Origin of the sequence: Kribbella sp. NBC_01505 (genome assembly GCF_045040285.1) — a bacterium.
Lineage (GTDB): Bacteria > Actinomycetota > Actinomycetes > Propionibacteriales > Kribbellaceae > Kribbella.
This window is the reverse complement of sequence record NZ_CP109425.1, coordinates 8,334,846-8,358,492: the sequence shown is the minus strand read 5'-3', so window position 1 is coordinate 8,358,492 and position 23,647 is coordinate 8,334,846. Positions and strand designations below refer to the sequence as shown.

At 65.9% G+C, this 23,647-nt stretch carries 26 protein-coding genes; 7 read left to right on the top strand and 19 right to left on the bottom strand.

Annotation, left to right across the window (positions count from 1 at the left end; genetic code table 11):
- Positions 1-14: 14 nt before the first annotated feature.
- The 13 genes from OG474_RS39305 to OG474_RS39245 all read right to left on the bottom strand — a co-directional run bounded on the left by OG474_RS39305 (position 15) and on the right by OG474_RS39245 (position 12,128).
- Positions 15-458, bottom strand: a complete 444-nt coding sequence (locus OG474_RS39305) for a VOC family protein (protein ID WP_405058736.1) — start codon at positions 456-458, stop codon at positions 15-17.
- Complete coding sequence (locus OG474_RS39300) at positions 455-838, bottom strand: hypothetical protein (protein ID WP_405058735.1); 384 nt, start codon at positions 836-838, stop codon at positions 455-457. The genes OG474_RS39305 and OG474_RS39300 overlap by 4 nt, the downstream gene beginning before the upstream one ends.
- Before the next feature lie 883 nt (positions 839-1,721).
- Entirely contained in the window at positions 1,722-2,483 is a 762-nt protein-coding gene (locus tag OG474_RS39295) for a class I SAM-dependent DNA methyltransferase (protein ID WP_405058734.1), read from the bottom strand.
- Between the two features lie 37 nt (positions 2,484-2,520).
- Complete coding sequence (locus OG474_RS39290) at positions 2,521-3,135, bottom strand: TRM11 family SAM-dependent methyltransferase (protein ID WP_405058733.1); 615 nt, start codon at positions 3,133-3,135, stop codon at positions 2,521-2,523.
- A gap of 31 nt (positions 3,136-3,166) precedes the next feature.
- On the bottom strand, positions 3,167-3,529 hold the full coding sequence (locus OG474_RS39285; RefSeq protein WP_405058732.1) for a hypothetical protein: 363 nt from the start codon (positions 3,527-3,529) through the stop codon (positions 3,167-3,169).
- Positions 3,526-4,185 carry a TetR/AcrR family transcriptional regulator C-terminal domain-containing protein gene (locus OG474_RS39280; RefSeq protein WP_405058731.1) on the bottom strand — a complete coding sequence of 220 codons (660 nt, stop codon included), beginning with the start codon at positions 4,183-4,185 and terminating at the stop codon, positions 3,526-3,528. Before OG474_RS39280 ends, OG474_RS39285 begins: the two co-directional genes overlap by 4 nt.
- Before the next feature lie 225 nt (positions 4,186-4,410).
- A complete protein-coding gene (locus OG474_RS39275) occupies positions 4,411-5,577 on the bottom strand; it encodes a VOC family protein (RefSeq protein WP_405058730.1) in 1,167 nt (388 codons plus the stop codon).
- A 120-nt stretch (positions 5,578-5,697) separates the two neighbouring features.
- On the bottom strand, positions 5,698-6,120 hold the full coding sequence (locus OG474_RS39270) for an NUDIX domain-containing protein (RefSeq protein WP_405058729.1): 423 nt from the start codon (positions 6,118-6,120) through the stop codon (positions 5,698-5,700).
- 27 nt (positions 6,121-6,147) lie between these two features.
- Positions 6,148-7,302 (bottom strand): cutinase family protein, encoded by a 1,155-nt coding sequence (locus OG474_RS39265; RefSeq protein ID WP_405058728.1) that lies wholly within the window; start codon positions 7,300-7,302, stop codon positions 6,148-6,150.
- Between the two features lie 32 nt (positions 7,303-7,334).
- Positions 7,335-8,903, bottom strand: coding sequence for a hypothetical protein (locus OG474_RS39260; RefSeq protein ID WP_405058727.1), 1,569 nt, complete (start codon positions 8,901-8,903; stop codon positions 7,335-7,337).
- Positions 8,900-9,385: a hypothetical protein gene (locus tag OG474_RS39255; protein WP_405058726.1), complete on the bottom strand. Its 486-nt coding sequence runs from the start codon at positions 9,383-9,385 to the stop codon at positions 8,900-8,902. Before OG474_RS39255 ends, OG474_RS39260 begins: the two co-directional genes overlap by 4 nt.
- Positions 9,382-11,205 carry a hypothetical protein gene (locus OG474_RS39250; RefSeq protein WP_405058725.1) on the bottom strand — a complete coding sequence of 608 codons (1,824 nt, stop codon included), beginning with the start codon at positions 11,203-11,205 and terminating at the stop codon, positions 9,382-9,384. The genes OG474_RS39255 and OG474_RS39250 overlap by 4 nt, the downstream gene beginning before the upstream one ends.
- Positions 11,202-12,128, bottom strand: coding sequence for a polyprenyl synthetase family protein (locus tag OG474_RS39245; RefSeq protein WP_405058724.1), 927 nt, complete (start codon positions 12,126-12,128; stop codon positions 11,202-11,204). The genes OG474_RS39250 and OG474_RS39245 overlap by 4 nt, the downstream gene beginning before the upstream one ends.
- A 281-nt stretch (positions 12,129-12,409) precedes the next feature.
- Between OG474_RS39245 and OG474_RS39240 the strand changes: the two genes are divergently transcribed.
- The gene (locus OG474_RS39240; RefSeq protein ID WP_405058723.1) at positions 12,410-12,976 is read left to right on the top strand and encodes a hypothetical protein; all 567 of its coding nucleotides are present in this window, start codon (positions 12,410-12,412) and stop codon (positions 12,974-12,976) included.
- A 6-nt stretch (positions 12,977-12,982) separates the two neighbouring features.
- Here OG474_RS39240 and OG474_RS39235 read toward each other — a convergent pair whose 3' ends face one another.
- The 3 genes from OG474_RS39235 to OG474_RS39225 all read right to left on the bottom strand — a co-directional run bounded on the left by OG474_RS39235 (position 12,983) and on the right by OG474_RS39225 (position 15,431).
- Positions 12,983-13,735 (bottom strand): class I SAM-dependent methyltransferase, encoded by a 753-nt coding sequence (locus tag OG474_RS39235; RefSeq protein WP_405058722.1) that lies wholly within the window; start codon positions 13,733-13,735, stop codon positions 12,983-12,985.
- Between the two features lie 96 nt (positions 13,736-13,831).
- Entirely contained in the window at positions 13,832-14,587 is a 756-nt protein-coding gene (locus OG474_RS39230) for a class I SAM-dependent methyltransferase (RefSeq protein ID WP_405058721.1), read from the bottom strand.
- 109 nt (positions 14,588-14,696) lie between these two features.
- Entirely contained in the window at positions 14,697-15,431 is a 735-nt protein-coding gene (locus tag OG474_RS39225; protein WP_405058720.1) for a class I SAM-dependent methyltransferase, read from the bottom strand.
- Positions 15,432-15,545: 114 nt separating this feature from the next.
- Here OG474_RS39225 and OG474_RS39220 point away from each other — a divergent pair, with 114 nt between their 5' ends.
- Complete coding sequence (locus tag OG474_RS39220) at positions 15,546-16,583, top strand: NB-ARC domain-containing protein (protein WP_405058719.1); 1,038 nt, start codon at positions 15,546-15,548, stop codon at positions 16,581-16,583.
- Positions 16,584-16,608: 25 nt separating this feature from the next.
- Here the strand turns inward: OG474_RS39220 and OG474_RS39215 are convergent, their stop codons facing one another.
- Positions 16,609-17,049, bottom strand: a complete 441-nt coding sequence (locus tag OG474_RS39215; RefSeq protein ID WP_405058718.1) for a PLAT/LH2 domain-containing protein — start codon at positions 17,047-17,049, stop codon at positions 16,609-16,611.
- A 264-nt stretch (positions 17,050-17,313) separates the two neighbouring features.
- On the opposite strand from OG474_RS39215, the gene OG474_RS39210 reads away from it, so the two are divergent.
- On the top strand, positions 17,314-17,970 hold the full coding sequence (locus OG474_RS39210) for a VOC family protein (RefSeq protein ID WP_405058717.1): 657 nt from the start codon (positions 17,314-17,316) through the stop codon (positions 17,968-17,970).
- A 49-nt stretch (positions 17,971-18,019) separates the two neighbouring features.
- Complete coding sequence (locus OG474_RS39205) at positions 18,020-18,922, top strand: aminoglycoside phosphotransferase family protein (RefSeq protein WP_405058716.1); 903 nt, start codon at positions 18,020-18,022, stop codon at positions 18,920-18,922.
- Between the two features lie 37 nt (positions 18,923-18,959).
- On the opposite strand, the gene OG474_RS39200 is transcribed toward OG474_RS39205, so the two are convergent.
- Positions 18,960-19,526: a TetR/AcrR family transcriptional regulator gene (locus OG474_RS39200; RefSeq protein WP_405058715.1), complete on the bottom strand. Its 567-nt coding sequence runs from the start codon at positions 19,524-19,526 to the stop codon at positions 18,960-18,962.
- 84 nt (positions 19,527-19,610) lie between these two features.
- Between OG474_RS39200 and OG474_RS39195 the strand changes: the two genes are divergently transcribed.
- Positions 19,611-20,651 (top strand): alpha/beta fold hydrolase, encoded by a 1,041-nt coding sequence (locus OG474_RS39195; RefSeq protein WP_405058714.1) that lies wholly within the window; start codon positions 19,611-19,613, stop codon positions 20,649-20,651.
- A 15-nt stretch (positions 20,652-20,666) separates the two neighbouring features.
- Here OG474_RS39195 and OG474_RS39190 read toward each other — a convergent pair whose 3' ends face one another.
- A complete protein-coding gene (locus tag OG474_RS39190) occupies positions 20,667-21,425 on the bottom strand; it encodes a class I SAM-dependent methyltransferase (protein WP_405058713.1) in 759 nt (252 codons plus the stop codon).
- A gap of 43 nt (positions 21,426-21,468) precedes the next feature.
- Here OG474_RS39190 and OG474_RS39185 point away from each other — a divergent pair, with 43 nt between their 5' ends.
- Both OG474_RS39185 and mraY read left to right on the top strand, forming a co-directional pair.
- A complete protein-coding gene (locus tag OG474_RS39185; protein WP_405058712.1) occupies positions 21,469-22,392 on the top strand; it encodes a phosphotransferase family protein in 924 nt (307 codons plus the stop codon).
- Between the two features lie 117 nt (positions 22,393-22,509).
- A complete protein-coding gene (gene mraY, locus OG474_RS39180; RefSeq protein WP_405058711.1) occupies positions 22,510-23,595 on the top strand; it encodes a phospho-N-acetylmuramoyl-pentapeptide-transferase in 1,086 nt (361 codons plus the stop codon).
- Positions 23,596-23,647 lie beyond the last annotated feature (52 nt).

Genomic DNA, 23,647 nt, shown 5'->3' with positions numbered 1-23,647 from the left:
CGAAACACCTGGTCCTAGTTGATGTCGAACTCGTTTCCCTCCGGATCGAGCATCGCGACCGCGTAGTGATCCAGCCCCTCTTGGGACATCGTGTTCAGCCGCGTGGCGCCGAGCGCGACGAGCCGCTCGGCCTCGGCCTCGATACGTTCGCGCCTGACCTCGAGGGACGAACTGCGGCCGCCGCTCGCGTTGACGTCGATGTGGATCCGGTTCTTGATCGTCTTCTCGTCAGGCACGACCTGGAACCAGATCCGCGGCCCCTCACCCTTCGGATCGGAGATGCTGTCGGCACCGATGCCGAGCTCGTCCTCAGGCACGCCGATCGACCGGTAGAAGTCGTCCCACGTCTCGAAGCCGGCCGGCGGCGGCTCAACGACGTACTGCAAAGCCGCAGCCCAGAAATGAGCCAGCGGCTCAGGCGACCTGCAGTCGATCACCAGCTGGTACGACACCGTCATCCAAGACCTCCACTAGTTTCCACCCCGCGAAACACCCGGTCGCGGAGAAGCTCGTACTGCTCCCGATGACGCCGAGGCGCATCCGGCGGCCGAACAACCACCCGACCGTTGGCGATCACCTCACCCGGCCGGAACTGCTCAGCCGTCAGATCGACCTCACTGCCGTCCGGCAGCCGATTCCAGTAGTGATTGCCAACCTTGCTCCCGGCAACCTGCACCTCACCCAGAACCAACTCACCACCCAGCAAGTCCTGAACCACCAACGCCGTCATCCCACACTGATCCCGCGCCGGATCCTCCGCCCGCCACTCAGCACTCGACTCCGGATAACACGTATCCGCCCCCCAAGCCGCCCGCAGCAACACCTGCAACTCATCCACCGTCAACACCCCGCCACACTCCCACAAGCCCCCGACAATTCCGGACGACAAGGGCAGAAGCCCGCCTTTGTGGAGTGCTACTGCCACCCGGCGGCAGTAGGACTCCACAAAGAGGCGATGGCGGGCACCGGAACGGGGGTTGGTGCGCGTGCCGGTCGCCTGAGCTTCCGGGCTTCGGTTGCGGTCCCGGAAAACGAGGGGATCTCCCCGCAAGTTGCTGGTTCTCCCCTCAAATTTTGAGCAGAGAAGGGTCAACTTGAACGGATATCCAGCCAAATTTCCGCAGGCCAGGCAGACAGCCGAACCCCAGTGGTCAACCGCGGCGGCGAGTCAGCTGACAGGCCTCCTCGCCGTCGGGAGCAACCACAGCCCGTCGGCCACAGGCGGCGGGGAACCGCGGTCACCGGCCGCAACATCCGGCCCAGCCACAGACCCGCCCAGCCACCCGCCGCCAAATCGCGACAGGCTCTCCGTGGCAGTAGAACTCCGTGAACCTGCTGATAGGCCCGTTCCTCGCGCCTCTGCGGGGATCTACTGCCGCTCAGAGGCAGCAGATCCCCGCAGACCGCCAAAAACCACCGCGAACGGGCCACTCAACAGGCCTCCTGATCGCCGGGGGCAACCGAAGCCCAGAAGCTCAAGCAACGGGCACTCGATCACCGACCGCACCATTCCCTCAGCCAGAGGCCACCCCAGCCACACTGCTTCAGTAAATCCGGCCGCAGCGACGACCAGCCACCGCGTACGCGGCCGGACGGGACGAGCGCCTTCGGGGCGGAGGGGTTCCTGCCCAGACAAAGCCCTCAGCCCCCGCGACCGATACCACCTGTCGCGACGGGCGCCCAGCGGCAGCAGATCCCCGCAAAGACGCAAACGCCTGACCTCAAGTCCGGCTGGCGGTTACCAGAAGTCTGTCGGTGGTCCGTCTGCCGACGCCGGGCTGGATCACGATGGACCGGAATCCCGCGCGTCGCAGCCGATCCTCCAGCTCAGCGGTCGTCCATGGACGCATGTGGAACGTGTACTCGAGAGGCGGTGCCGCCAGACCGCGTACGTCGGTCAGTTGGTAGCGCTCGTCGACAACGATCCGTCCCGCCTGCCACGTCGGCCGGCTCGAAAACCTCAGCCGGGTGCCATCGGCGAGCTCCACATCGTTCGACCGCCAGATGCCGTCGGCGCGCGCTCGCGATCCGCCGGCCTCGCGTACGTCAAGAACCACGACGCCACCATCCCGGGTGAGCTCTCCGAAGAACGAGAGGGCCTGGTCGCGCTCCGCATCCTCGACGAGATCATTCAGAACCCCGCGACAAGTGATCGCGTCGAACGTCTCCGCAAGAGCCGGTGCGCAGATGTCCGCGCGAACCGCCCGCGAACCCGGACAGCGGTCGGCTGCAATCGCAAGAAGTCCCGGAGCGGCATCCAGCAGGGTGACCTGATGCCCGCGATCGATCAGAGCCGCCGCATGCCGCCCAGTCCCACAACCTGCATCCAGAATCGAAGCAGACTCAAAGCCCGCGCCTCGCAGATGCTGGTCGATCCGGTCGACCCAAGGTTCGACGGGATCAACGATCAAAGCGTCGTACGCGTCCGCATGGAGGTCGTAGAACGGTCGCTCCGAGCTGACCCGCGCCGATCGAGAACTCACCGGCCGACCTTCTGGAAGACCAGGCAGTAGTCACCGCTCATGATGTCGGGCATGCGATCCCACTGCAGATAGATCTCGCCGCGGAAGCGAAGTGGGGGAGCAGCACCCGCGCGATGTCCCACGCCAGCGGAGTCACGACCTCACCTGTTCGAAGATTCGCAGCGTTGACCACCAGATGACCACCCTCGCGCAGGCATCGTTTGACGGCCAGGAACACCTTCACAAGATCCTCCAGGTAGGTGGAGTAGTCACCGTCCAAGGTGGCATAGGCGGTCATCGGGTTCTGTGGATGGTCGACCGCGGTCATGTAGGGCGGCGACGTCAGGCAGAGATCCACCGGCCTGATCTCGAACCGATCGAGTTCGCGCGCATCCCCCTCGACAACCCGTGCGCTCGGGCCGAGCCGCTCCCTGATCAGCGCCGTGCGCTCAGGGAGCAACTCGACGCCGATCGGCGTCCTTCCGAGTTCCTGGCTCACGAGCAGTGTCGTCCCGTAGCCGGCGAAGGGATCCAGTACGACGTCGCCTGCCGACGAGTACTGCTCGACGATTTCGCGCACGAAGGCTCGCGTGAAATGCACGTCCACGAATCCTGCTCCTCCGGGACGTTCCGCGGCGAGCTGGTCAGCTGACATGTTCAGCACACGCTTCATGTACCGAGCATGCCCCAGGCCCAGGACAGATTTACGCGGCCAGTGCGCGCGCTGCGGCGTTCGCGCTGTCTTCAGGGCTGGTGTTGAAGGCAATGGCGGCTTGCGGGGCGTACTTGCGGACCAGGTTCACCATGAGCTCGAACAGCTCAAGCGCCTCCGGTGGCTTGCGGATGCCGCCACCGATGACTACGCAGTCCCAGGGACGCGTCTTCAGGGCCGCTGTCGCGTCCGACTCGATCTGATCATTCAGTCCGAGCAGGCAGTTCTCGGCCTCGAGGTCGAACTCGGCGAACCGCGCCTGCCCACGGTCGAGCGCGGCGGCGACCGCGTCCTGGTCGGACACGGGCACCTGGTACGGGTCGAATCCGATCACAAGCACTGTTGGCTGGGTCATGTTTTCCCTTCTGAAGTTGAGCCCGGTACCTGCCGAGCCAGTCCATCGATCAACGCCTGTACGCCGTACTCGAACGCGCGATCGCTCTCGGGCGGACCGCCGGTCGCGAGCGCCGCGAACAGCAACGGGTGTTCGGTCCCGGGGCTGTCGTTCCGTACGACGACCTCGCGGGTGGCCGCGGCCTGTTCCTCCAGGACGAAGCCGGTGACGAAATGGCTGATCGCGATCAGCGAATGCAGCGCGGTCGCCGGATCCATGCCCGCCCGGACCAGCTCAGTCAGACCGGCCTCGGCAGCATCAGCCGCATCCGGTCCAGGCCGGGTGCCCGCAATCAGCCGAGCCCCGTCCCGCCGCGACAACAGCAACCGCCGACGTTCGCGCGCCATCACCAAGGCCTGCTCCCGCCACGCTGCCCGCAAGTCACCGTCAAGCGGTACGGCGGCTTGCGGCATCGCTGGTCGCAGCAGCTCCTGAGCCATCAGGTCGAGCAGCTCCGGCTTGTCCCGGAAATGCCAGTACAACGCGGGCGACTGCACCCCGAGCCGCTCAGCCAGCCGCCGGGTCGACAACTTGTCCAACCCCACCTCATCCAGCAACTCAAGCGCCGCCCGCACGATCACCGCCCGGTCCAACCGAGCCCCACCTCGCTCCGTCACACCCCACCTTATCACTGATAAGGAGAGCAGTCAGGCTTGCCAGATCCTCCGAAGAACAGGACATATCCGCCCGCCGCCGCACCCAGCCGCCAACGCTGAGCGTGCCGCCGACCCGCAGTAGACCTATACGTCCTGTTGTTGCGCGCACCCCGACACGGGCTCAACGCCGTACGGGCGAGTTGTTCGGCCGACGGGGGAGGCGTGCCCGGGCTGGGCGCGCGCGTGCTACTGGCTGGTGAGGAGTAGTTCGTTGCCTTCGGGGTCGGCGATGCGCCAGTGGTGGTCCGACTCGTCGAGGAGGCGGCCGCCGGCTGCGGTGATTCGGGCGAGGCGGGACTGGGCGAGATCGGCCGGTACGGCGAGTTCGAGGTGGATGCGGTTGCGCTGCCGGAGGCGCTCGGTCTCGGAAACGTCGAGTTGCTGGAACACCAGCTCTGGGTTCAACCGTCGCGGGTCGTGGATGTCGCTGATCCCGGCTCGCCGGTCTTCGATGTATCCGAGTGCGGCGACCCAGAACGCGCGGACGGCGTCGACATCGGCGGCGTCGAGGAAGAGCTGGACGAAACGGGGGAGTGCCGGATCCACTGTGGCCCCGAGCTTGCGGGCGGCAGTCTGGATGGTTGCGGCGAGGTTGGTGAAGTCGAGTTCGAGGCCGTGGGCTTCGTCGCCCCACTGATCCTTACCGCTGTCGAGGATCACGAGTCCGGGGCGCAGGTCTACCAGCAGTGGGAAGCCGGCGTCGTCGGCCAGCGTCGCCACCGCTGCGGTCAGGTCGCCCTGCTGCTTCGGCGAGGTGACGCGGTAGCACGCCATCGCACTCCACACCTCCTGCCAGTCACCCGTCCCGACCCCTTCGCCCGGCGTCCCGCCCGGCAGGAAGTCGACCTCGTTTCCATCGGGATCGGCATGACGCACCCCGAACGGTCCCGATGCTTCACCAGGACTCGCCTGCTCAACCGCCGCTGCCGGCCGCACGACGTCGAGATGAATGCGGTTCCGCAACGGCCGCAGCTCAGCCGACTCCCGAATCCGCAGCGCAGGATCACGCCGCAACGAATCCGTCAGACCGCCGTTCTCCCCGGGCGCGTAGCCGAGCACAGGCTGCCAGAACTGACTGACGTCGGCTGGCTTCTCCGATTCGAACACGACACTCAGGTGCTGCAGCACCGCCGGATCCGCGGCCAGCCCGAGCTCCCGCGCGGCCGCCGAGATCGTTTCGGCGTGCTCGTCCGACTCGAGACGCACCCGCAGCCCTGTCGCCCGAAGCTCGACCGCATCCGCCAGCTCCACGATGCGTCCAGCCAGCGCCGCCCCCTCGATCAGCGAAGGCGCCTCGAACCACGCCGTCGCAACCCCATCGACCACTCGCCAGTCCGCGCCGATCCGTGTCATACCCGGCACCATAACGCCCATTCCGGACAGTCCCCGTCCGGATAGGAGCGTCCAGCTGGGGGAGTGGCCCAAGCATGCGCTAGGTGACGCTGGTGGCCCAGATCCCTTACCACGCAGGGTTTAAATGACTGGGGGAGTCAAATACCCACGGTTGATGGCGTCCAGGAGGTTCGGCAGGCTCTCTGGGTGGGCCAGCTTCAGGCCAGCGAGCTCGCCGGGCCGGAACCAGCGGAGGTCGTCATGCTCCTCCGGCGCGGCGTTCACAGGTTCGCCGTCCCAGCGCGTGACGAGGAACGCCTGTACGTCGAGTGTCGGATCGCTGATCGTCATCGGGACCCGTACGGCGTCGTGCACACGAACCCCGAGTTCCTCGAAGCATTCCCGGACAACGGCCTCGTGCGGCAACTCGCCTGCCTCAACATGTCCGCCCGCCGAGAAGCTCCAGGAATCGGGATACCACCGCCGCGCCGGATGCCGATGCACCAGCAGCACGAGACCGTCACGGACCAGGAGAGCGACCGAGATCGGAATTCGCGCAACCATGACGAGACTCCAGACGATCGATTCCTGTCAGGGCCGGACCCACCAGTTCATCAGGGTACCGCTGTCGAGGACGGAGGTGTCGGTGATCTCGAGGGCCCAGATTCCGGCCGCCGGCATGCTCGAGGCATCGACTTCGAAGGTGGTGTCCAGCCGGATCCGGCCGTCACTGTCGTCCGGCTCCTTGAGGGTCTTGCGGACTCCGTCCGGTCCACGGAGGACGATCCTGAGGTCACCGATGAACGGATGGACGATGCTGACGCCGACCTTCGTTGTCTTGAGCGCCGCCGGCCGCGTGCACTTGAAGACCTCGTTGGTGCTCTCTCTCGTGACCGGTCCCGCGTCGTTCGCATCGGGGATCGGCATCGGCCTGGTGTTCTTCGCGCCACAGGGCTGGGCAAGCAGCATCTTGGCGAATGCGGTGCCGTACTGGTAGACCAGCGGAATTGCTCCAGCGGCCGTCCGGTACTGCCCGTGGATGGGGTTGTTGAGCAGTCCCACCAACTCATCTACGTGCGCGTCGTTCAGCACGTCCCCGACCGTCTCCCAGGGAGGCTCGAAGAACGACCGGGGCGCGTCGCAGTACTTGTCTCCCTTGAGGCACAACTCAATGGTTCGCGTCTGCAGCGGCCGAGAGAATTCCTCGTCCGACATCAGCAGTCCCTTGCCGTGTTCAGGGACGAGTTGCCCCGTCCTCGGATCCAGAGTGGTGTTGTACCACGAAGGTCCCCAACTGAACGGATTACCGAAGACCAGCACCGCCCCTATCCGAGCAGTCGCCGCATCGGACAACTCACTCACGGCCTCGTGTACGACCATCGCGCCCTGGGAGTATCCGATGAGGCCGATCTGCTCGTTCGGACAGGTCACGACTCGTTGTTCCAGGAAGCCACGGAGCCTGTCGACACCGAGCGCAACCGAGCTTTTGAATTCGTACCAGTTCGCCCACGGAATGTCTCGATTCACCGGCGGCGCCGCCGGATAGTCGACCTCGTAAATGGAGCTGGGCGAGAGCGACCTCTTGGCCGCTTGCGCGTACTGCAACGTGGTGTTGCTCCCGTAGACCTCGCCACTTCCCCGGGCGTGCACCACCAGATAGCCGGTGCAGGGTGGCGGGGCAGGTGCCGCCTGGCTTCGGGCCGGTGCGAACACCAGACCTCCGAACACCAGCAGCATCGCTGACATCAGCTTGAGACTCCGCACAGCACTCCGCCTTTCTACTTCGGCCATCTGACGCCGACCGAGCTGTGCTGAATCAAGGTGGGCACCTTGGCCACCTCGGCCTCGATCTCCTGGTACACACCGACATTGTTCAGGAATTGCATAAGCGCGTAGTGATCCATTCCTTTCGTTCTGCTGATGATATTTCGAAAAATGTTTTCGGCGGCCTCGGCCTCCGGGCCAGTGGCATGGAGGGAGAACGAATACATTGCCGATTCGGCATCGCTCAGGATCTTTTCCGATATGGTCAATACATAATCGTTGAGATACTTCTCGACACCTTCTCGGTAATTGTAATAGAACTGCCGCGCGCTTATCTTCTCGTCCTGTGAAACCACCGCGTTCGACGCTCGGTCGACGATCTGCTCCGAATTCAGGTACAGCAGTTCGACGAATCTTCGCCCGACCACGGACATCGAGAGGAACTCGTCACGGACCCGGTCGGCCAGGGCCGGGTCCCCCTCGGTGTCAGGGAGGTCGAGCATGTCGGGGATGACCGGAAAGACGAAGCAGCCGTTCTTCACGACCCAGACCGGGTGATCCGCGTTCCCACCGGCACACACCAGCGATCCGGAGTCGCCCGCCCAGCCGAAAGAGTTGACCTGGTGGACGCCTGTGATCCAGTACGACGTGCCGGGCCGGACCTCCACCTGGATCGTATGGTCGAGGCCCGTCACCACCGCTGCGGTGTACCGCGTCGTGCGGCCGACCTTGTCGACCTTCATTCCGAGCTCTGCCTTACGGACGGCGTTCTGGTGCAGGAACTCCACGTTCAACAGATCAAGCGTCGTTCCGATGTCACAGATGTAGATGTTGGCGGCCGTGTCGCCGGCGAACAGCAGCCCCACCGCTGGATGGGTCGACGACAGCGGCTTCATCAGTCCGTAGGCGACGTTCTTGCTCATCAGGTCCGGGTTGATCACCTGCGCGATCGCGGCATCGACCCGGCCAGGTTGTGCCGGGTTGAAACTGAGTGGGACGAAGCGTTTGAGTTTCGCGATCGCGTTCTCCGGCTTGGTCCCGCCTCCGTCGAAGCCGGGCTGGGTGATCAGTTGCCCCACCTGGCCGGCGTTGACATTCGCCAGCACATGGTTGTTGGAGAGAACGCAGATCGAGCCGTCGGTCCGGTCCCGGACCACGGCACCCAGTGTGCCGGTCCCCAATCCGTCGATGTTGGCGATCCCGGCTCCTTGCATCACCGGCCTCAGTTTCTGCGAGATCGGCTCCGGCGCCTTCCAGCCGTCGCTCTGCAAGACCTTGGGTTGTTCGTCACTCGGTGGCTCGCCTGCGTAGAAGGGGCCGGCCTCGACGACGTCAACGCCGTACCGAATGCCGTTGATCTCGATGCTGGTCGGCAGGAGGCGATGGCCAGGCACGTACGCCGCACGGCGCTTCTTCGCCACCGTGGCGATGACGACCGGTTCATCGGTCGCCTCGCCCCCTCGGTAGCGGTAGCCGACCCCGGCTCCGGTCACGTTGCGGTCGGCCCCGAACTCGCGCAGCAACTGATCGCGTCCCTGACCCAAGACCTGCCGGTGCAGGCTGTCGAACTCCTCCTGGATCATCGTGTGGCCCCGATCGCCGTACCGCGAAGCCTCTTCACAGCTGCCAGCCACACCTGGGCACCGTCGTCGCGGCGAGGATCCGCGGGTTCGTAGACGAGATGAGCGGCCAGCGCGACGAGCGCCGTGATCGAGACAGGATCGGCACCACTCACGAGGGCGGCCAGCAGTTCCTGATCGGTCGCACCCACTTGCGGCCCGAGAAGCCAGGCACCGCGGCGAACCGCGGACAGTCGCTCGGCCGGCAAAGTGGTGACGATCTGGGCGGCCGTCCTGATGCGTGCGGCGGGTGCCGCGACGCCCTCGATCTGGGGGAACGGGCGCGGAAAGACCGCGCCGAGTTTCGCGACGCGAATCAGCACGGCCAGCTCGCTCTGGGACAGACTGCTTCCCAAGGTGGCGTACGCCGAGGTGCCTGCCACAACGAACTGGGTACTGACCACGGCACCGGCCGCGTAGAGCAATCGGCGACGACTGATGGTCATGGGCATCGTCCTTCCTGATCGGCCGTACGACGTCTGTCGTTGGTGTCCACATCGACGATCGCGTCGATGAATGATTCGAGTAGGCGACGGGCCGTCGCAGCGGGAACCTGGGACGCGGCACGTCGGGCCTTCGCGGCGGCGTCAAGAGCCGACTGCAACGCCTGGCTCTGCGCCTGCGACCCGCTCACCGCTGAGTCCAGGTCCGGTAGGACTTTTGCTGCTCGGAGTTCGCTGAGTGGTGAACCGAGCCGGGTCGGCGCATCAGCCAGTCCGAGGAAGTGCTCGACATGGATGAACGCTTCTCCGGCGTGATATCCGGCCGTCCGGCACGGGCCGACAGCGGAGTCGGACCTGCTCGCACCGATGCGCGCCGCGAACTCGAACAATGTTCCGAACATGGCCGCGGCGGAGCCATGGCCACTGATCAGCGCGGAGCGATGTGCGGCGATGTCGCCGAGCCACTGCGCGAACGACCAGGAAGCATCCGGCGCGTACTGTGCCACCAGCCGAGCGGCCGCACTGAGCAGGAAGTCACCGGCCAGGACGGCAGTCGTGGTCGCCCAGTCCACGCCGCGTGCCGGGTCTGTAGCCGGCGGACGAAGGAAGGCGAGCGAGCCGAGGACGGCAAGCTCGATCGCTGCCGCGACGGGGATCAACGAGGTGTCCGGCGGGCCACCGTCGGCCGCCGAGGAGGCCAGCAACAGCAGCGCAGGACGGACATCCGCGCTCGTCGGGCCATCGCCGGAGGCCAGCAACCGTGCGACGAACGGCCACTTCTCCCGAACCGTGGCTACCTCGACCTCGTCGCAGGCCGCCAGAAAGGGCCGGACCCGCAACGCGTCGGCGTCGCTCAGCGCAACCCGGAGACCGGAACTGACGGCAGGCAACCCGGCCGGCAGCAGGAGCGCCCGGCGCCCCTTGACGAAGAACCCGTTCTTGCTCTGCGCCGTGGCCGCGAACGCGCGCCACGTGAGGTGATAGCGGCGGGCCGCATGCCTCGCCGCGCCGAAGTAGCCGAGAAACTCGCGGGCGGCGCCACGCTGGTAGGCCGCACCGGCGAGTTTCGGATCATCCGGAAATGCCTGGATGGCGGCGGCGGCAAGGTGTCCGCTCTGGAATGCGTAGCTGAGACCTTCGCCGGTGAACGGATTGGTCAATCCGGCGGCGGACCCGACGAGGAGTGCGCCATCGCGAACCACGTGCCGCGGGTCGAAGGCCGTGCCCAGCAGACCTAGGGCGGGTCGGCCCAGAGGCCGGGCCCCGGCCGGAAGTCGCGGGGGACTGGTGGGCGGCGCACCCCGGGTCAGGACGAGCATCGTGCACCGGTCTCGTGCCGAAGGGATCATGACAACAGCGCGTAGGTTGCCGGTGCCGGTCAGGTCGGGCGGATCGAACGTCACATCAAGCCAGGACTGAACCGGCAGTTCCAGTCGTTGCGCCCAGATCGTGCCCTCCCCAGCCTGTGGACCGGTGGCCAGCACCGTGTGGATCGCTGCGCCGGTCGGCCGATGGACGATGCGGACACCCGCGGCCTCGCACTGCCGCAGCAATGACTGTTCCAGCGTGGAGCGATCACAACTGAATCCGGTGAACTCGGACAGCGTGTCATCCGGCCCGGTACCGAATCTGAACCTCAGCCCGGACAGGCTCCAGCGCGGAAGCGATCGAGTGATCTCCTCGGCCGTCGGTGCCGCGACGTACACGTCATGGTCGGCCGGCTTGCGATCTCCGGTGACCAGGACCGCATCGATCCCGCTGCCGGCCAGCGCCAGAGCAGTCGCGCAGCCGGCCGGTCCGGCGCCCACGATCTCGACCGTCACGGAAGACTCCGCCAAAGGTCGTCGGTCAAGGCCGTGACCCGCGTGACTCCCGGGATCCAGGAGACGCTGGACACGGCATCGGCGTACACCTGGTCGGCAGCCTCCCGTGCGATCCGCAGCCCACCACTCGCGTCGACCCGATGGGCGATCCGCGGCAGGTCGCCCGCACCCAGCTCCGGGTCGAGGAGCATCCGGGCCAGGTCACCACCGCCGTCCATCCGCAACGCGTGGAGCACCGGAGCTCCGAACAGCCCGAGCAGCAGGTCGCTGCCGGCCGGCTTCTGCTGTTGCACCAGGTCGAGATCAAGGCAGTCGTCGCGGACCTGGAACGCCACGCCGAACTCCATGCCGAACGAAGCCAGTCCCTCGACGATCTCCGCGGACAAGCCCGCTTCGGTCGCACCGAGGACGCACGACAAACGGAACAACTCGCCGGTTTTGCGGCGTACGAGTTCCGTGTAGTCCTCCGGCAGATAGCCGACATCGAAGGCACGCTCGACATCGAGCATCTCGCCGTACGTCAACTCGGCGAAGCTTTCGCTCACCGGGAGCTGGATGCCGAGATCTGCCGCCGCTTCTCCTGCCGCCGCGATACACGCCAACCCAGCCAGTAGCGCCAGCTCGACACCCGCGGTCACCTGCGCGGTAGCCAGCCCGCGACGGACCGATGAACGATCGATCACGTCATCGTGCATGAGCGACGCAAGATGGATCGCCTCCACCACGGCACCGACCTGCGCGAGCCGATGCGGAGCCGGCGCACCCAGTTCGGCACACGCGAACATCACCCGGTGCCGAATGCCCTTCCCGGGCCGAGAAGCCAGTCCCTGCACGAGCGCGCGCAGCTCCACCGGCAGCGAATCGGTCATGGCGAGCAGTCGGCTGTGAACTGACTCCGAGAACGCGGACTCGTCGCGCAGCACCACACCACCCCTCCCAGGCCCGGCTTGGCTGTGCCCCCGCAGCACCGGTCTCGTGAGCGTAGGTTCGCGCGATCACACCCGCCAAACAGTTGGCCTAGACCTCTCGCCTCGCCAACAAGAAGCCGGATCGCCGGGGGAGCGGGGTCTGGTCATCGCTCTCAGACTGGCCTTCACTGCCAGCTCCTGACTGCTTATGTGGTCACTGCAGTTTCATTGAGATTTCATCGCCGCCTGTCATCGTCTTTCTGGATTCAGGAAACAACACATCTGGGGGAGTTCGCATGAAAGCTCTATCAGTTGCAAAGACTTTTGCGAGCGGCCTGGTCGCGACAGCGATCGGCGGCTTCATGGTCCTGCCCGGCGGCGCGGCCGCGGCCGAGAAGGCACCGAGCTTCACCGGCCAGGCGGTGGCAGCCGGCCTGACCTCGGCCCAGGCCACATGGCTCCAGTCAGAGGTCGACCGCACCATGGCTCGCACCGGCGGTACACAGATCGCGCCGAACCGGATCCAGCTCGAGGGCGCGGTGGTGAACATCGCGCTCCCAGGTGAGCAGCAGCCTCGCACGTTCGGCACCGCCGCAGCCGCGTGCAGCAACTCCACGGCACCTTACGGCTATTTCTGCGCATACAAGAACGTGAACTACACCGGTTCCTACATTGCCATGTACCGATGCGGTAAATACAAGCTGCCGGGCTGGGTCAACAACGGTTCGTATCTCAACAACCAGACGCCGGGCACCAGAGGGTTTTTCCTGAATCAGTACGACGTCCTCTACGAAGGCAGCTCAGCTCCGGATTCAGGCAATCCCTACAACTGGAACCCGATCTGGTCGATCGTTCCCTGCTGAGGCCGTTCAGTCCGGAGTGCAGACGTAGAGTTGGAGTGGCGCATCTGCGGTGAATGGCGCACGGGACCAGTCGCCGAAGCGTTCAACAACCCGAAGGCCGCCAAGCGTGAGCAGCAGCGGCAACTCCTGGGGGAAGATGCTCCTGATCTCGAGCGGCGTGACGCTGAAGTCGGCCTCGGAATCGGTCGAGAAGTACCACCTGCCGCGACTCACCTGCGCGGCCGCGTCGTAGGTCTCCGCGACGTCGACATGGACTACGCCACGATTGGGATCCACGAACGACAATGCGTCGCGCCTGCGTCGAACGCCGTCGGCCTGGGCAAGCATGCGCACGCTCGGGTTGAACACGTCGAAGATGAGCCGTGCTCCGGGCGCCAGGTGTTTTCGCACCGACCGGAAGCAGTCCACCAAGTCCTCAGCTTTATGTAGATGGAGCAGTGAATTGGCGGCGATGAACACGAGATCGAACGTTTTCCCCAAGTCGAACTCGCGCATGTCGCCCTGCACCCACTGCACCTCCACGCCACGCTCGTCTGCCTTGCGCTGAGCCTCGGCGAGCATGTCCGGCGAGAGCTCCAGGCCCGTGCACGGATGCCCGTCGGATGCGATCGGGATCAGCTTGTGTCCGGTACCACTGCCGAGTTCCAAGACCGACCCGCCTTGCCGATCGGCCTGGGCCCTGTAGAAGTCGACGGCCTGTTCGCCTCCTGGGAACAACCGGTCGTACAACCTCGCGTCCGAGTAGAACTGCTCGCTCATGAGGCGCACCCTCCTTGCTGGATCCGAGTCGCTTCTACGCTCGTGAAGAAGCGCCGATAAGCGACATTATGTCAACTAGTAGCCTGAGAGCCCCCTCTACACCTTGCGCGCGACCACCTTGTAGTTCTCGGCTTCGAGGTCGAACGTGCTCACTTCCGTGCGCAGTCCGACCCGGTGCAGGTCGGCTTCGAGTTGCTCGTAGCGGTAGGGCCAGCAGGACAACAGTTCCGAGCGGGTCAGAACCGACCCAGTCGGATCAACTTGAGCGATCGCAATCTCGATGTGGTGCTCGTCCTCCCACTGCGGCGCGATGTCCCAGCGGTAGACCACAACGGCGTCGCGACCGTTCCGGCGGACGAGTCGGTCACTGATGTCGAGCCGGGAACCTCTGGCCCGCACGAGTTCCCAGGTGCGGGACGTGAGAACCAAGCGCCCGCCCGGGCGCAGGAGCCGTGACATCGACTCCAGAGCAGCGGCCCTGCCTGTCGCGCCCGCGGCATGGTGAAGCGAGTTGCCGACGCAGAACACCATGTCGAACGTGTCGTCCTCGAAATGGTCGGGCAACTCTTCCCAGTTCGCCCGCAGGGTCCGGACGGAGGCCCCGAACTCTTCAGACAGCTCTGCAGTACGTCGAACCATCGCTTCGCTGGCGTCGGTTGCGACAACCTGTATGCCACGACCGGCGAGGCCGACCGCCAGCTGTCCGGTTCCGCACGAACAGTCCAGGACGTGAGCGTTCGGCGGCAGGAGACCGAGGACGTCATCGAACGACGCAGCGAACTGGGCCGGAGGCAACTTTGCATCCGAGATGAGCCATTCGTACACATCGGCGAGCACGTCGTAGTCCGTCACAACCACTACCTCCGTCACGCGGCAGACTCACGGTGAGACGTCAGTCCATCAGCGTAGCGAGCCGGGCACCAATGATTTTCGCAAGGACACCTCTCCCCCGGACACAACCTCAGCCGTCGCGTTCGGCGCTGACGATCAGGAAGTTCGGCAGTGCGACGTACGACTCGATCGCGTCGATTCCGCTGTCTCGTGCGACCTGTGGATCAAGTCTCGGTTCGCACAGTTCGGTCAGGCGGCAGCCGAGACCGACGACCTCGTTGATGTAGGCCGACAGCGGGCGGTGGAAGTCGGGCGCGTGGCCCTCTGGCATCTCGTACTCGTCCAGGTACCGATCAAGTTGGTAATGACCGTGCTCCCGCCATGTCGGGTAGAGATTCTCGAACGCCGGATGAGTAATCGAGAACACGAACCGGCCGCCCGGCTTCAGGGCGCCGACGCACGCTGCCATCGCCGACTGCCAGTCGGGTATGGCGAGCAGCACCATGCTGCAGACCACCGCGTCGAACGGCTGACCAACCTCCGGCAACACCGAGAGGTCAGCCTGCACGTACCTGATCCCTTGGCTCCGCTCCCCCTCGATTTTCTGAGCGCGCGCCAGCAGTGCGGTAGCCGGCTCCACACCAACCACCTCAGCGCCGCCTTCGGCCAGCAGTCGGCTCAGATAGCCTTCGCCACTGCCCGCATCGAGGACTTTGCGACCATCGACGGTCCCCAGCATCCGGAGCAGGTTCCCGTTCATCAAGTGGCGCTTGGGAAAGTCGCCTTGATCGTCGTACGACTCAATCGCGTCGACCGGCATCGCCGACCACGCTGCGATCGCCTCTGAGTTGCTGATCGTGGACATGCAGGCAACCTACCGCTCCCCCATCAGCTGACTCGGTCTTGGAGCCTGTTGTGAGCGGGTTCCAAGAGAGCTGCGACCTAGTTGTGGGAGCTTCGCTGCCCTGGGGGTGGGGAGATGTCTGTCAGAGGAGCCAGCGCAGGTGGGGATCTGCTGGGTCAGTTGTGCCGTGATCTTCGGGTGCTGCGTGAGCAAGCAGGTGGCCCGAGTCTGCGGGCGTTGTCGGTGCAGGTGCGGCTCGGAAAGAGTCAGCTGGCGGCCATCTTCGGTGGGCAGGTTCGCCGACCGCTGGACTGGGAGGTACTGCGGGCCATCGTGGAGGCCTGCTACCAGCACGCCTCCCTGCACGATCGCTCTCATCTGCTGTCGTTGACCGCAGGCGTCGACCAGTATTGGCGGCCACGTCATGCGGTGGTGGAGCACGTCTACAGCACTGCTTTCACCGTCCCGCCGGCCGCTGCGGTGCTGGTGCCGCGCCAGTTGCCGTCGGCGGCGCCGTACTTCGTCTGCCGCGAGTCCGAACTGGATGCTCTGGACCAGGCAGCTCGGACGGGGTCTCCCCTGCTGCTGACCGGGCCGGCGGGTGTCGGCAAGACCACCTTGGCTGTGCAGTGGGCGCATCGGGTCGCCAGCGACTTCCCGGACGGACAGTTGTATGTGAACCTGCGCGGGTTGAGCGCTGCCGAAGTCCTCCGTGGGTTCCTCGGCGCATTGGACGTTCCGGGCGACCGGGTGCCGGACGGCTTGGACAATCAAGCGGCGCTGTTCCGGAGCCTGCTCGCGGGCAAGCGGATGCTGATCGTTCTCGACAACGTCCGCGACGCCGCTCAAGTGCGGCCGTTGCTGCCTGGTACGTCGACCTGTCAGGTGCTGATGACGAGTCGCGACCAGCTGCTGGGCCTGATCGCGAGAGATGGCGTGCATCCGGTCCTGCTGGATCCGTTCAGCGCCGACGAGGCGCGCACGTTCCTGGCCCTGCGGCTCGGGACCGAACGTGTCGACGCCGAGCCGGTAGCGGTCGGTCGGATCGTGGAGAGGTGTGCAGGCCTGCCGCTCGCCTTGGCGGTGCTGGCTGCCCGCGCGGCCACCTATCGCGAGTCTCCGCTCGAGCCCCTGGTCATTGAGGAAGCATGGGCCGAGGCCCGGACGGTGTAACCCGCCCGGGCCTCGGTCCGTGTGATCAGGCGTTCACGCAGTCCCAGTACCGGTTCGCGGGACCGTTGGGGTACCACCCGTTGACCTCGCAGTGCGTGTGCTCGTTGTCGCTCGCGTTGTAGATGTCGACGAAGGCCGGGAGCCACGCCGAACCACTGCCGTCCTTGCGGAGCCAGATACCTCCGATGTGCCCGAGGTCCTGCGCATTGAACGGCCCGAACGTGTCGGTCCGACCGGCCTCGAAGTTGTCGAACTTGTCGTCGAGCCTCTTGGGCCCGAACGTGCCGGTGTCGCCCAGAATCGTCAGGTCGATGTTGGCGTCGGTGCCCGCACCGGACACGTTCGCGGTGTAAACGGTGACGTAGTACGTCTTCACGCCTGCCGCGCTCGCCGGCGCGGTACCGGCGAGCAGCGCTGTCGACAGGACGCTGGCGAACATCAGGAGTGCGGCGGAGATCTTCCTCATCATGTACTTCCCCCAATAAGTTGCGAGTCTTTCGGACAGGAGAAGCGTTTCGCGATCGGTGGGTGCGGGTGAGCGGATCCGGACAGATTCACGCTCGGCCCGCCCGCGCGGGGCCGCGGACTCCGGACAGCGCCGGACACCGGACAGCGTTGACATGGTCCAGGTCCACCGTTGATGATGGTTGCGATGCAGTAGGAAGCATCGGCCGACCGCCGAAGGGCTATGCCCACCTATGTTCCGTATCCAGAACAATTAGGTGCACCGGTGTCGAATCTCGAGAATCTCCGCAAGCAGGCGAAGCTGTATGTGCGCTGGCATCGTGCGGGCTACCACCCCGTGGCCGCTCAGATCAGGGCCACGTTGCCGCGCTTCGAGCATCTGACCGATCGTCAGGTGCTCGAGGGGTCGTTCAAGCTGAGCGACGCCCAGGAGCTGGTCGCGCGCGAGCACGGATTCGAGAGTTGGCCGGCGCTCCGGACAGGAGTGCACGTGACGACCGTCAACAACACATCTACTCCCCCGGCCACTGTGCTGGGAGCGGTTGAGGCCCAGCTGTTCGTGGCCGACCTCGACGTGGCCTGCGAGTTCTATGTCGCGAAGCTCGGCTTCGCACTCGCCTTCACGTATGGGGAGCCGGCGTTCTACGGTCAGGTCAGACGCGACGAGGTAGGACTGAACCTGAGGCATGTCGACGAGCCGGTCTTCGTCGGCGACATCCGTGAACGTGACCATCTGCTGTCGGCCTCGATCAACCTCGGCAGCAGCGCCGAGACGCGTCAGCTCTACCTTGAGTACGAAGCAGCAGGCGTGGAGTTTCACCAGACGCTGCGCAAGGAACCATGGGGTGCGCGGACCTTCATCGTCCGGGATCCGGACGGCAACCTCGTCCTGTTCGCCGGGCCCGCGACCGACGCGTCCTAGCCCGAAACCGGGTTGACAGCGGGCGGGGCCGACCCTTCGGATGGGGCTGGTGAGTTCCCGCAAGATCTACGCTGACCAGGTCGAGATCGACACACCGCTCGTTCGCGAGCTGGTGGCGGTTCAGTTCCCGCAGTGGGCAGCCAAGCCGCTGGAGCCGATTGACTCCGGCGGCTTGGTGAACGCGATCTACCGCCTCGGTTCCGACCTGTCCGTACGCCTGCCGCTCCGGCCCGCGATCACCGACATGGTGCAACGGGAGCAGGCGAAGCTCGCGGCACTCGCGCCGTATCTGTCGATGGCCATCCCTGCCGTCGAGGCGATCGGCGCACCCACCGACGCGTATCCGGGCGAGTGGTCCGTTCACCGCTGGCTCACCGGTACGACGCCCTCCCCCGGCGAGCTCGTTGATCCACGCGGACTGGCGATGGACCTCGCCGCGTTCGTCGACGAGTTCCGGCGGATCGACCTTCCGGACCGGCCGCCGGCGTACCCGGGCGAGCGCCGTACACGCGCTTCGATGATCTCGATGGACTCCGCGACGCGGAAGGCGATCGGCGATCTGGTCGGCCTGATCGACACTCACGCGGCGCTGGCGTCGTGGGAGGAGTCGCTCGCGGCGCCGTACGACGGGCGCGAGGTGTGGGTGCACTCGGACCTGACGCCGAACAACCTGCTCGTGTCGGCGGAGGGCCGGCTCACTGCGGTGCTCGACTTCGAGACCTGCGGCGTAGGCGATCCAGCGTGCGACCTGTTTCCGGCGTGGTACTTACTGCCCGCGAAGGCCCGCGACGAGTTCCGTACGGCGCTGCGCGTGGACGACGCGACATGGCTCCGCGGCCGCGGCCGCGTGCTGTCCCAGGCCCTGATCGTGTGGTCGCACCACAAGGACACCAACCCAGAGATGGCAAACTACCCGCGCCGCGCCGTCAGCGAGGTGCTCGCATCCACCTAGCGGGGGGAGGCGCTTGAAGAGGGGGATGCTTCCGTTGCTATTGGATGGCGTCTACTTCGGCGTGTAGGACGGCGATCGCGTGGTCGGCGTCGAGGCCGCCTACCAGCACCCGGAGGGTGAGGCCGTCGGATAGGGCTAGCAAGCGTCGCGCGGCGACGAGGGCGTCCGCTTCGCTGATGTCGCGCATCGCCCGTACGTGCGCGGCGCACTCGGCCTCGCCGACGCGGAGCGCCTCGGCGAGGACCTCGCGGCTCCGGGCGTCGGTGATCGCGGAGGCGAGGTACGCGTACCAGACCGCCACCCCGATCCGCCCCGCTTCGGTGCGCGGCACCTGCTGGATCAGCACGTGCAGCAGCCGGTCGCGCGCGGGGGCGTCGACCGTGTTGTCGTACGCGGCGACGGCCTGCGCGACAAGCCGGTCGAGACCGGCCAGCACGAGCGCCTCCCGGCTGTCGAAGTAGTGCTGGATCCGGCCGATCGACACGCCCGCGGCCTGCGCGACCACGCGCAGGCTGACCCCTTCGATGCCGTGCAGGGCGATCACCTGCCACAGCGCGCGGACGATCTCGGTACGGCGCAGCTCGTGATCGACGATCTTGGGCATGGTGTGAGCCTATCCGGTATGGTCATACTGCAACCTGATACAGTATAAACGTATTGCAAAGATGTCTTGGACGGGATGACAGACATGACTACGGACACTTCGCGGGCCGAGACGAAGGACGCGCCGGCCGAAACAAAGAAGAAGAGTAAGAAGCGGCGTCGTTGGCCCATCGTTCTTCTGGTCGTCGTCGCGGTGCTGTCCACGAGCGGATTGGTGGCGATGTTGTTCATGAGCGGACCCGCGCTCGGGTACTTCCGCACTCCTGAGGGGCGTGCGGCCTATGTCTCGGCCTACGACGCGGCGATGAAGACGATGCCGGCGCCCACGGCTACGCGCGACGTCACGACGACCTTCGGGACGGTGCGCACCTACGTCTGGGGCAACGAGAACGCGGTCGACGACGTCCCGGTCGTGCTGCTGCCCGGTCGGGCCAGCGGAGTGCCGATGTGGAGCGTCAACCTGCCCGACTTCGCCGCGCATCGCACGGTGTACGCGTTCGACGCGATCGGCGACAGTGGGCTGTCGCAGCAGACGCTCCCCTTGCGCGACATGGACGACAACACGCGCTGGGTCGACGAGACGCTGACCGCGCTGAAGCTCGACAAGGTGCACCTGGTCGGGCACTCGCAAGGCGGCGGGCTCGCGACAGCCGTGGCCGTGCGGTATCCCGAACATCTCGCCAGCCTCACCGTACTGGAGCCGATCATGACGCTGGGAAGGGTCCCGGCCTGGGCCTTCGGCTGGACCGCGCTCGCCTCCCTTCCGGGGATCCCGAAGTCGTGGCGTGACCACGCGCTGAACAAGATCGGCGGGGTCGAGGACGACGAAGTCGATCCGAACGACCCGGTGGCCCGGATGATCACGGCGGGTGCCGAGCACTACTCGTCGGGAAGCCTGCCGATGCCGACGCCGTTGACCGACGCTCAGCTGAAGGCGTTGCCGATGCCGGTCTACGTGGCCTTGGCCCCCGACAAGTCGCTGGCGGGCGGCGGCGCGGCCGACAAGGCGAAGCTGATCCCGGACGTGCGGGTCAAAGTGTGGCCGAAGACGACGCACTCGCTGCCCATGCAGGCCGGCAAGCCGCTGAACGACGAGCTCGAGTCGTTCTGGGCCGCCCACCCGTAGGGGCTGTGCGTTTACCTAACGGGGGCGGAGCTTGAAGATGAAGATGCCGAGGTGCTTGTTCATCCACTCCTGCTTGTGCGGGTAGCGGCGTCGGGCATCCTCAGGTAGTTGCGGCTCCAGCGCGGACTCGATCCACAGCCCCGCGGCACTGAAGTCGTTGAGCAGGTCGGACATCGTGTAGGCGCGTTTGGTGAGGGTGATGTTCTCGTTCCAACTGTGGGCGTAGGAGAACTCGGCGGTGGAGAAGTACTCCTCCCCCAGCGACGTCCCGTTCTGTTCGGACCGCTCGACAGCGAACCGGATCGGGTTCGTCCTGGTCAGCAGGATGAACCCGTCGTCGGCCAGCATCGCGCGCGCTGCTTTGAGGGTGCGGACCGGATCCTGGGCGTACCCGAAAGACTGCAGGAACAGGATCCGGTCGAAGGTGCGACCCGCGAGCCCAGGCACCGCATCCAGGTCGGACAGATCGCCGCGGATGAGCTCCACGCCGGGCGGCGGCGTACTGAGGAAGTTGCCACTGATGTCGACACCCACGGACGCTGCCGCACCCTCTTGCACCAGCTCGGCGACCTTGCCGCCGTTGCCGCAGCCGAGATCGAGCACCGACCGGCCAGTGACATCGCCCAGCACGCCTCGCTGCGCGGGCCACTCGACGAGCCGGTCCAGCGAGTCTTCCTTGGTTCGGGCGCGCTCGTAGTCCGGGGCGAGGTCCAGCCACGGCCGGCTTGACTCCGCCAGCTCGTCCGGGGTCTGTGCGTCGTCTGAGATCGTCACGGGACAGACGATAGTCGTCCCCTCGGGGCATAGATTGCGGGGCGTGGATCTTTCGCATCTTGGCGTGCCTGTCGGGCCGATGGTTCGCGTCCATGGCGGGTTCGCCAATCGGATGTGGCGGCTCGACACCGATCAGGGGTCGTTCGCGGTGAAGGAGCTGAACCTCGTCGACCGTCGCCGGACCTACCCCGTCGACGACGTACTGAGGTTCGAGCGAGCGGCCTTCAGTGCGGGGATTCCGATGCCGGAGCCGATCTCGGCGGGCGACGGCATGCTGGTGCATCGGTGGGTCGAGGGCGAGAAGGTACCCGAAGAGCCGGTGCCGCCGGCGTACGCGTTCGAAGTCGGAGACATCCTCGCCCGCCTCCACGCCCTCGACGTCGAGTGGTCCGGTCCGTCGACCGAGGACCCGGCGGCGCGGGACTGGCCCGAGCTGGCGGCGCAGGCGGCGGCGACCGGTCAGCCGTGGGCGGACGAGCTCGCCAGCCACGTGGCGACGTTGCTTGCGATCGCCGAGTACGTCGACACCTGCGAGCGGCCGGGCCCCGTCGTACTGACGCACCGCGACATCCAGCCGTGGAACCTGCTGGCCAGAGACGGCCGACCGGTCGTGCTCGACTGGGAGCTGTCCGGGCTGGTCGACTTGTCCGGTGAGCTCGGCTCGACCGCGTTGAGTCTCGCGAAGGGACCTGGCTTCGACCACATCGAGCCGACGATCTTCCGTGCACTTCTAGACGGGTACGTCGCGGCCGGCGGAACGTTGCCGCCGGCGGGTGCGGGTTGGTTCGTCTACATGGTCGGCGGCTGGCTGGGGCACACGCGGTCGAACGTCCTGCGTTGTCTGGCGGGTGTCGAGGCGAGTACCGGTCCTGACCTCGCTTTGTCGCACGAGACGGTGCGCAACGGATTGCGCGGTCTGCCTGATTTGTTCGGCCGACTTCCGGAGCTTGAAGCGCTGCTCAGGTGACGGCCTATAAGTGAGTCAGCCACTATCAGGTCTGCCGATGCCGGTGCGGCCTGGTCGACGTGACGATCATCTTGACCCAGAATGGGCGGCCGGATGGCCGAGAGGGGCTGAACCTTCATGCGGGCACTACTCCTGAGCGGAGTACTCGCTACAGTTTTTTCATTGGTGGGAACCCGATTCGCGATCGGCTGGTTCACCCGGCACGGCTTCGGGCAGCCGATCAGGGTCGACGGGCCGACCACCCATCTGGTCAAGCGCGGTACGCCGACCATGGGCGGGGTCATGATCCTGCTGAGCGCCGCTGCGGCCTATCTGGCAGCGACCTATCTGACCGGCGGACGGCCCAGTGCGAGCGCTTGGTTGCTGATGTTGCTGTTCTTCGGCTGCGGGGTCGTCGGGTTCCTCGACGACTTCATCAAGGTCTACACGCAGAACAACCAGGGTCTGAGCAGCCGGGCCAAGATGGCCGGGCAGACGCTGGCCGCGCTCGCCTTCGGCATCCTGGCCACGAGCTTCTTCGCCGACGAGCGCGGCGTCCGGCCGGGGTCGTCGTACATCTCCTTCACCCACGACTGGGGCATCAAGCTTCCCTTGGTCGTCGTGCTGCTACTGATCTGGTTCATCGTCGCCGCGGCCTCCAACGGCGCCAACCTCACCGATGGAGCCGACGGGCTGCTCGCCGGCTCGTCGGTGTTGATCTTCGGCGCCTACACGATCGTGAACGTCTGGCAGAACAACCAGTTGTGTGGCTCCGCGCGGTCGAGCGTGGTGGTGTCGCAGTGCTACCAGGTGCGCGATCCGCTCGATCTCGCGGTGTTCTCCTCCGCCATCGCCGCGGCGTGTGTCGGCTTCCTGTGGTGGAACGCCAAGCCGGCCCGGATCATCATGGGCGACGTCGGCTCGCTCGCCATCGGTGGCGCGTTGGCCGGGCTGGCGATCATGTCGCGTACCGAGCTCCTGATGGCGATCATCGGCGGACTCTTCGTCCTCGAGACGCTGTCCGTCCTGCTGCAGATGACCTACTTCAAACTGACCAGGCGACTGGCTGGCACGGGCCGCCGCATCTTCCGGATCACTCCCATCCACCACCACTTCGAGCACCTGGGCTGGGAAGAGGTCACCGTGGTGATCCGCTTCTGGATCATCGGCGGCATCTGCGTCGCAGTCGGCCTCGGAATCTTCTACGCCTCCTGGCTGGCCTGACCTCAGCCGTCCTTGATGAAGTCACCAGTTCTGGTGACGACGTGGATCCGCG

What these genes read in the sequence shown, in the direction of transcription:
- OG474_RS39215 (WP_405058718.1), bottom strand. Translation starts at nt 17,049, where the DNA reads ATGAGGAAGATCTCCGCCGCACTCCTGATGTTCGCCAGCGTCCTGTCG.
- OG474_RS39225 (WP_405058720.1), bottom strand. Translation starts at nt 15,431, where the DNA reads ATGTCCACGATCAGCAACTCAGAGGCGATCGCAGCGTGGTCGGCGATG.
- OG474_RS39270 (WP_405058729.1), bottom strand. Translation starts at nt 6,120, where the DNA reads ATGGTTGCGCGAATTCCGATCTCGGTCGCTCTCCTGGTCCGTGACGGT.
- OG474_RS39285 (WP_405058732.1), bottom strand. Translation starts at nt 3,529, where the DNA reads ATGACCCAGCCAACAGTGCTTGTGATCGGATTCGACCCGTACCAGGTG.
- OG474_RS39275 (WP_405058730.1), bottom strand. Translation starts at nt 5,577, where the DNA reads ATGACACGGATCGGCGCGGACTGGCGAGTGGTCGATGGGGTTGCGACG.
- OG474_RS39240 (WP_405058723.1), top strand. Translation starts at nt 12,410, where the DNA reads ATGAAAGCTCTATCAGTTGCAAAGACTTTTGCGAGCGGCCTGGTCGCG.
- OG474_RS39195 (WP_405058714.1), top strand. Translation starts at nt 19,611, where the DNA reads ATGACTACGGACACTTCGCGGGCCGAGACGAAGGACGCGCCGGCCGAA.
- OG474_RS39220 (WP_405058719.1), top strand. Translation starts at nt 15,546, where the DNA reads ATGTCTGTCAGAGGAGCCAGCGCAGGTGGGGATCTGCTGGGTCAGTTG.
- OG474_RS39260 (WP_405058727.1), bottom strand. Translation starts at nt 8,903, where the DNA reads ATGATCCAGGAGGAGTTCGACAGCCTGCACCGGCAGGTCTTGGGTCAG.
- OG474_RS39265 (WP_405058728.1), bottom strand. Translation starts at nt 7,302, where the DNA reads ATGTCAGCGATGCTGCTGGTGTTCGGAGGTCTGGTGTTCGCACCGGCC.
- OG474_RS39235 (WP_405058722.1), bottom strand. Translation starts at nt 13,735, where the DNA reads ATGAGCGAGCAGTTCTACTCGGACGCGAGGTTGTACGACCGGTTGTTC.
- OG474_RS39305 (WP_405058736.1), bottom strand. Translation starts at nt 458, where the DNA reads ATGACGGTGTCGTACCAGCTGGTGATCGACTGCAGGTCGCCTGAGCCG.
- OG474_RS39255 (WP_405058726.1), bottom strand. Translation starts at nt 9,385, where the DNA reads ATGACCATCAGTCGTCGCCGATTGCTCTACGCGGCCGGTGCCGTGGTC.
- OG474_RS39200 (WP_405058715.1), bottom strand. Translation starts at nt 19,526, where the DNA reads ATGCCCAAGATCGTCGATCACGAGCTGCGCCGTACCGAGATCGTCCGC.
- mraY (WP_405058711.1), top strand. Translation starts at nt 22,510, where the DNA reads ATGCGGGCACTACTCCTGAGCGGAGTACTCGCTACAGTTTTTTCATTG.
- OG474_RS39290 (WP_405058733.1), bottom strand. Translation starts at nt 3,135, where the DNA reads ATGAAGCGTGTGCTGAACATGTCAGCTGACCAGCTCGCCGCGGAACGT.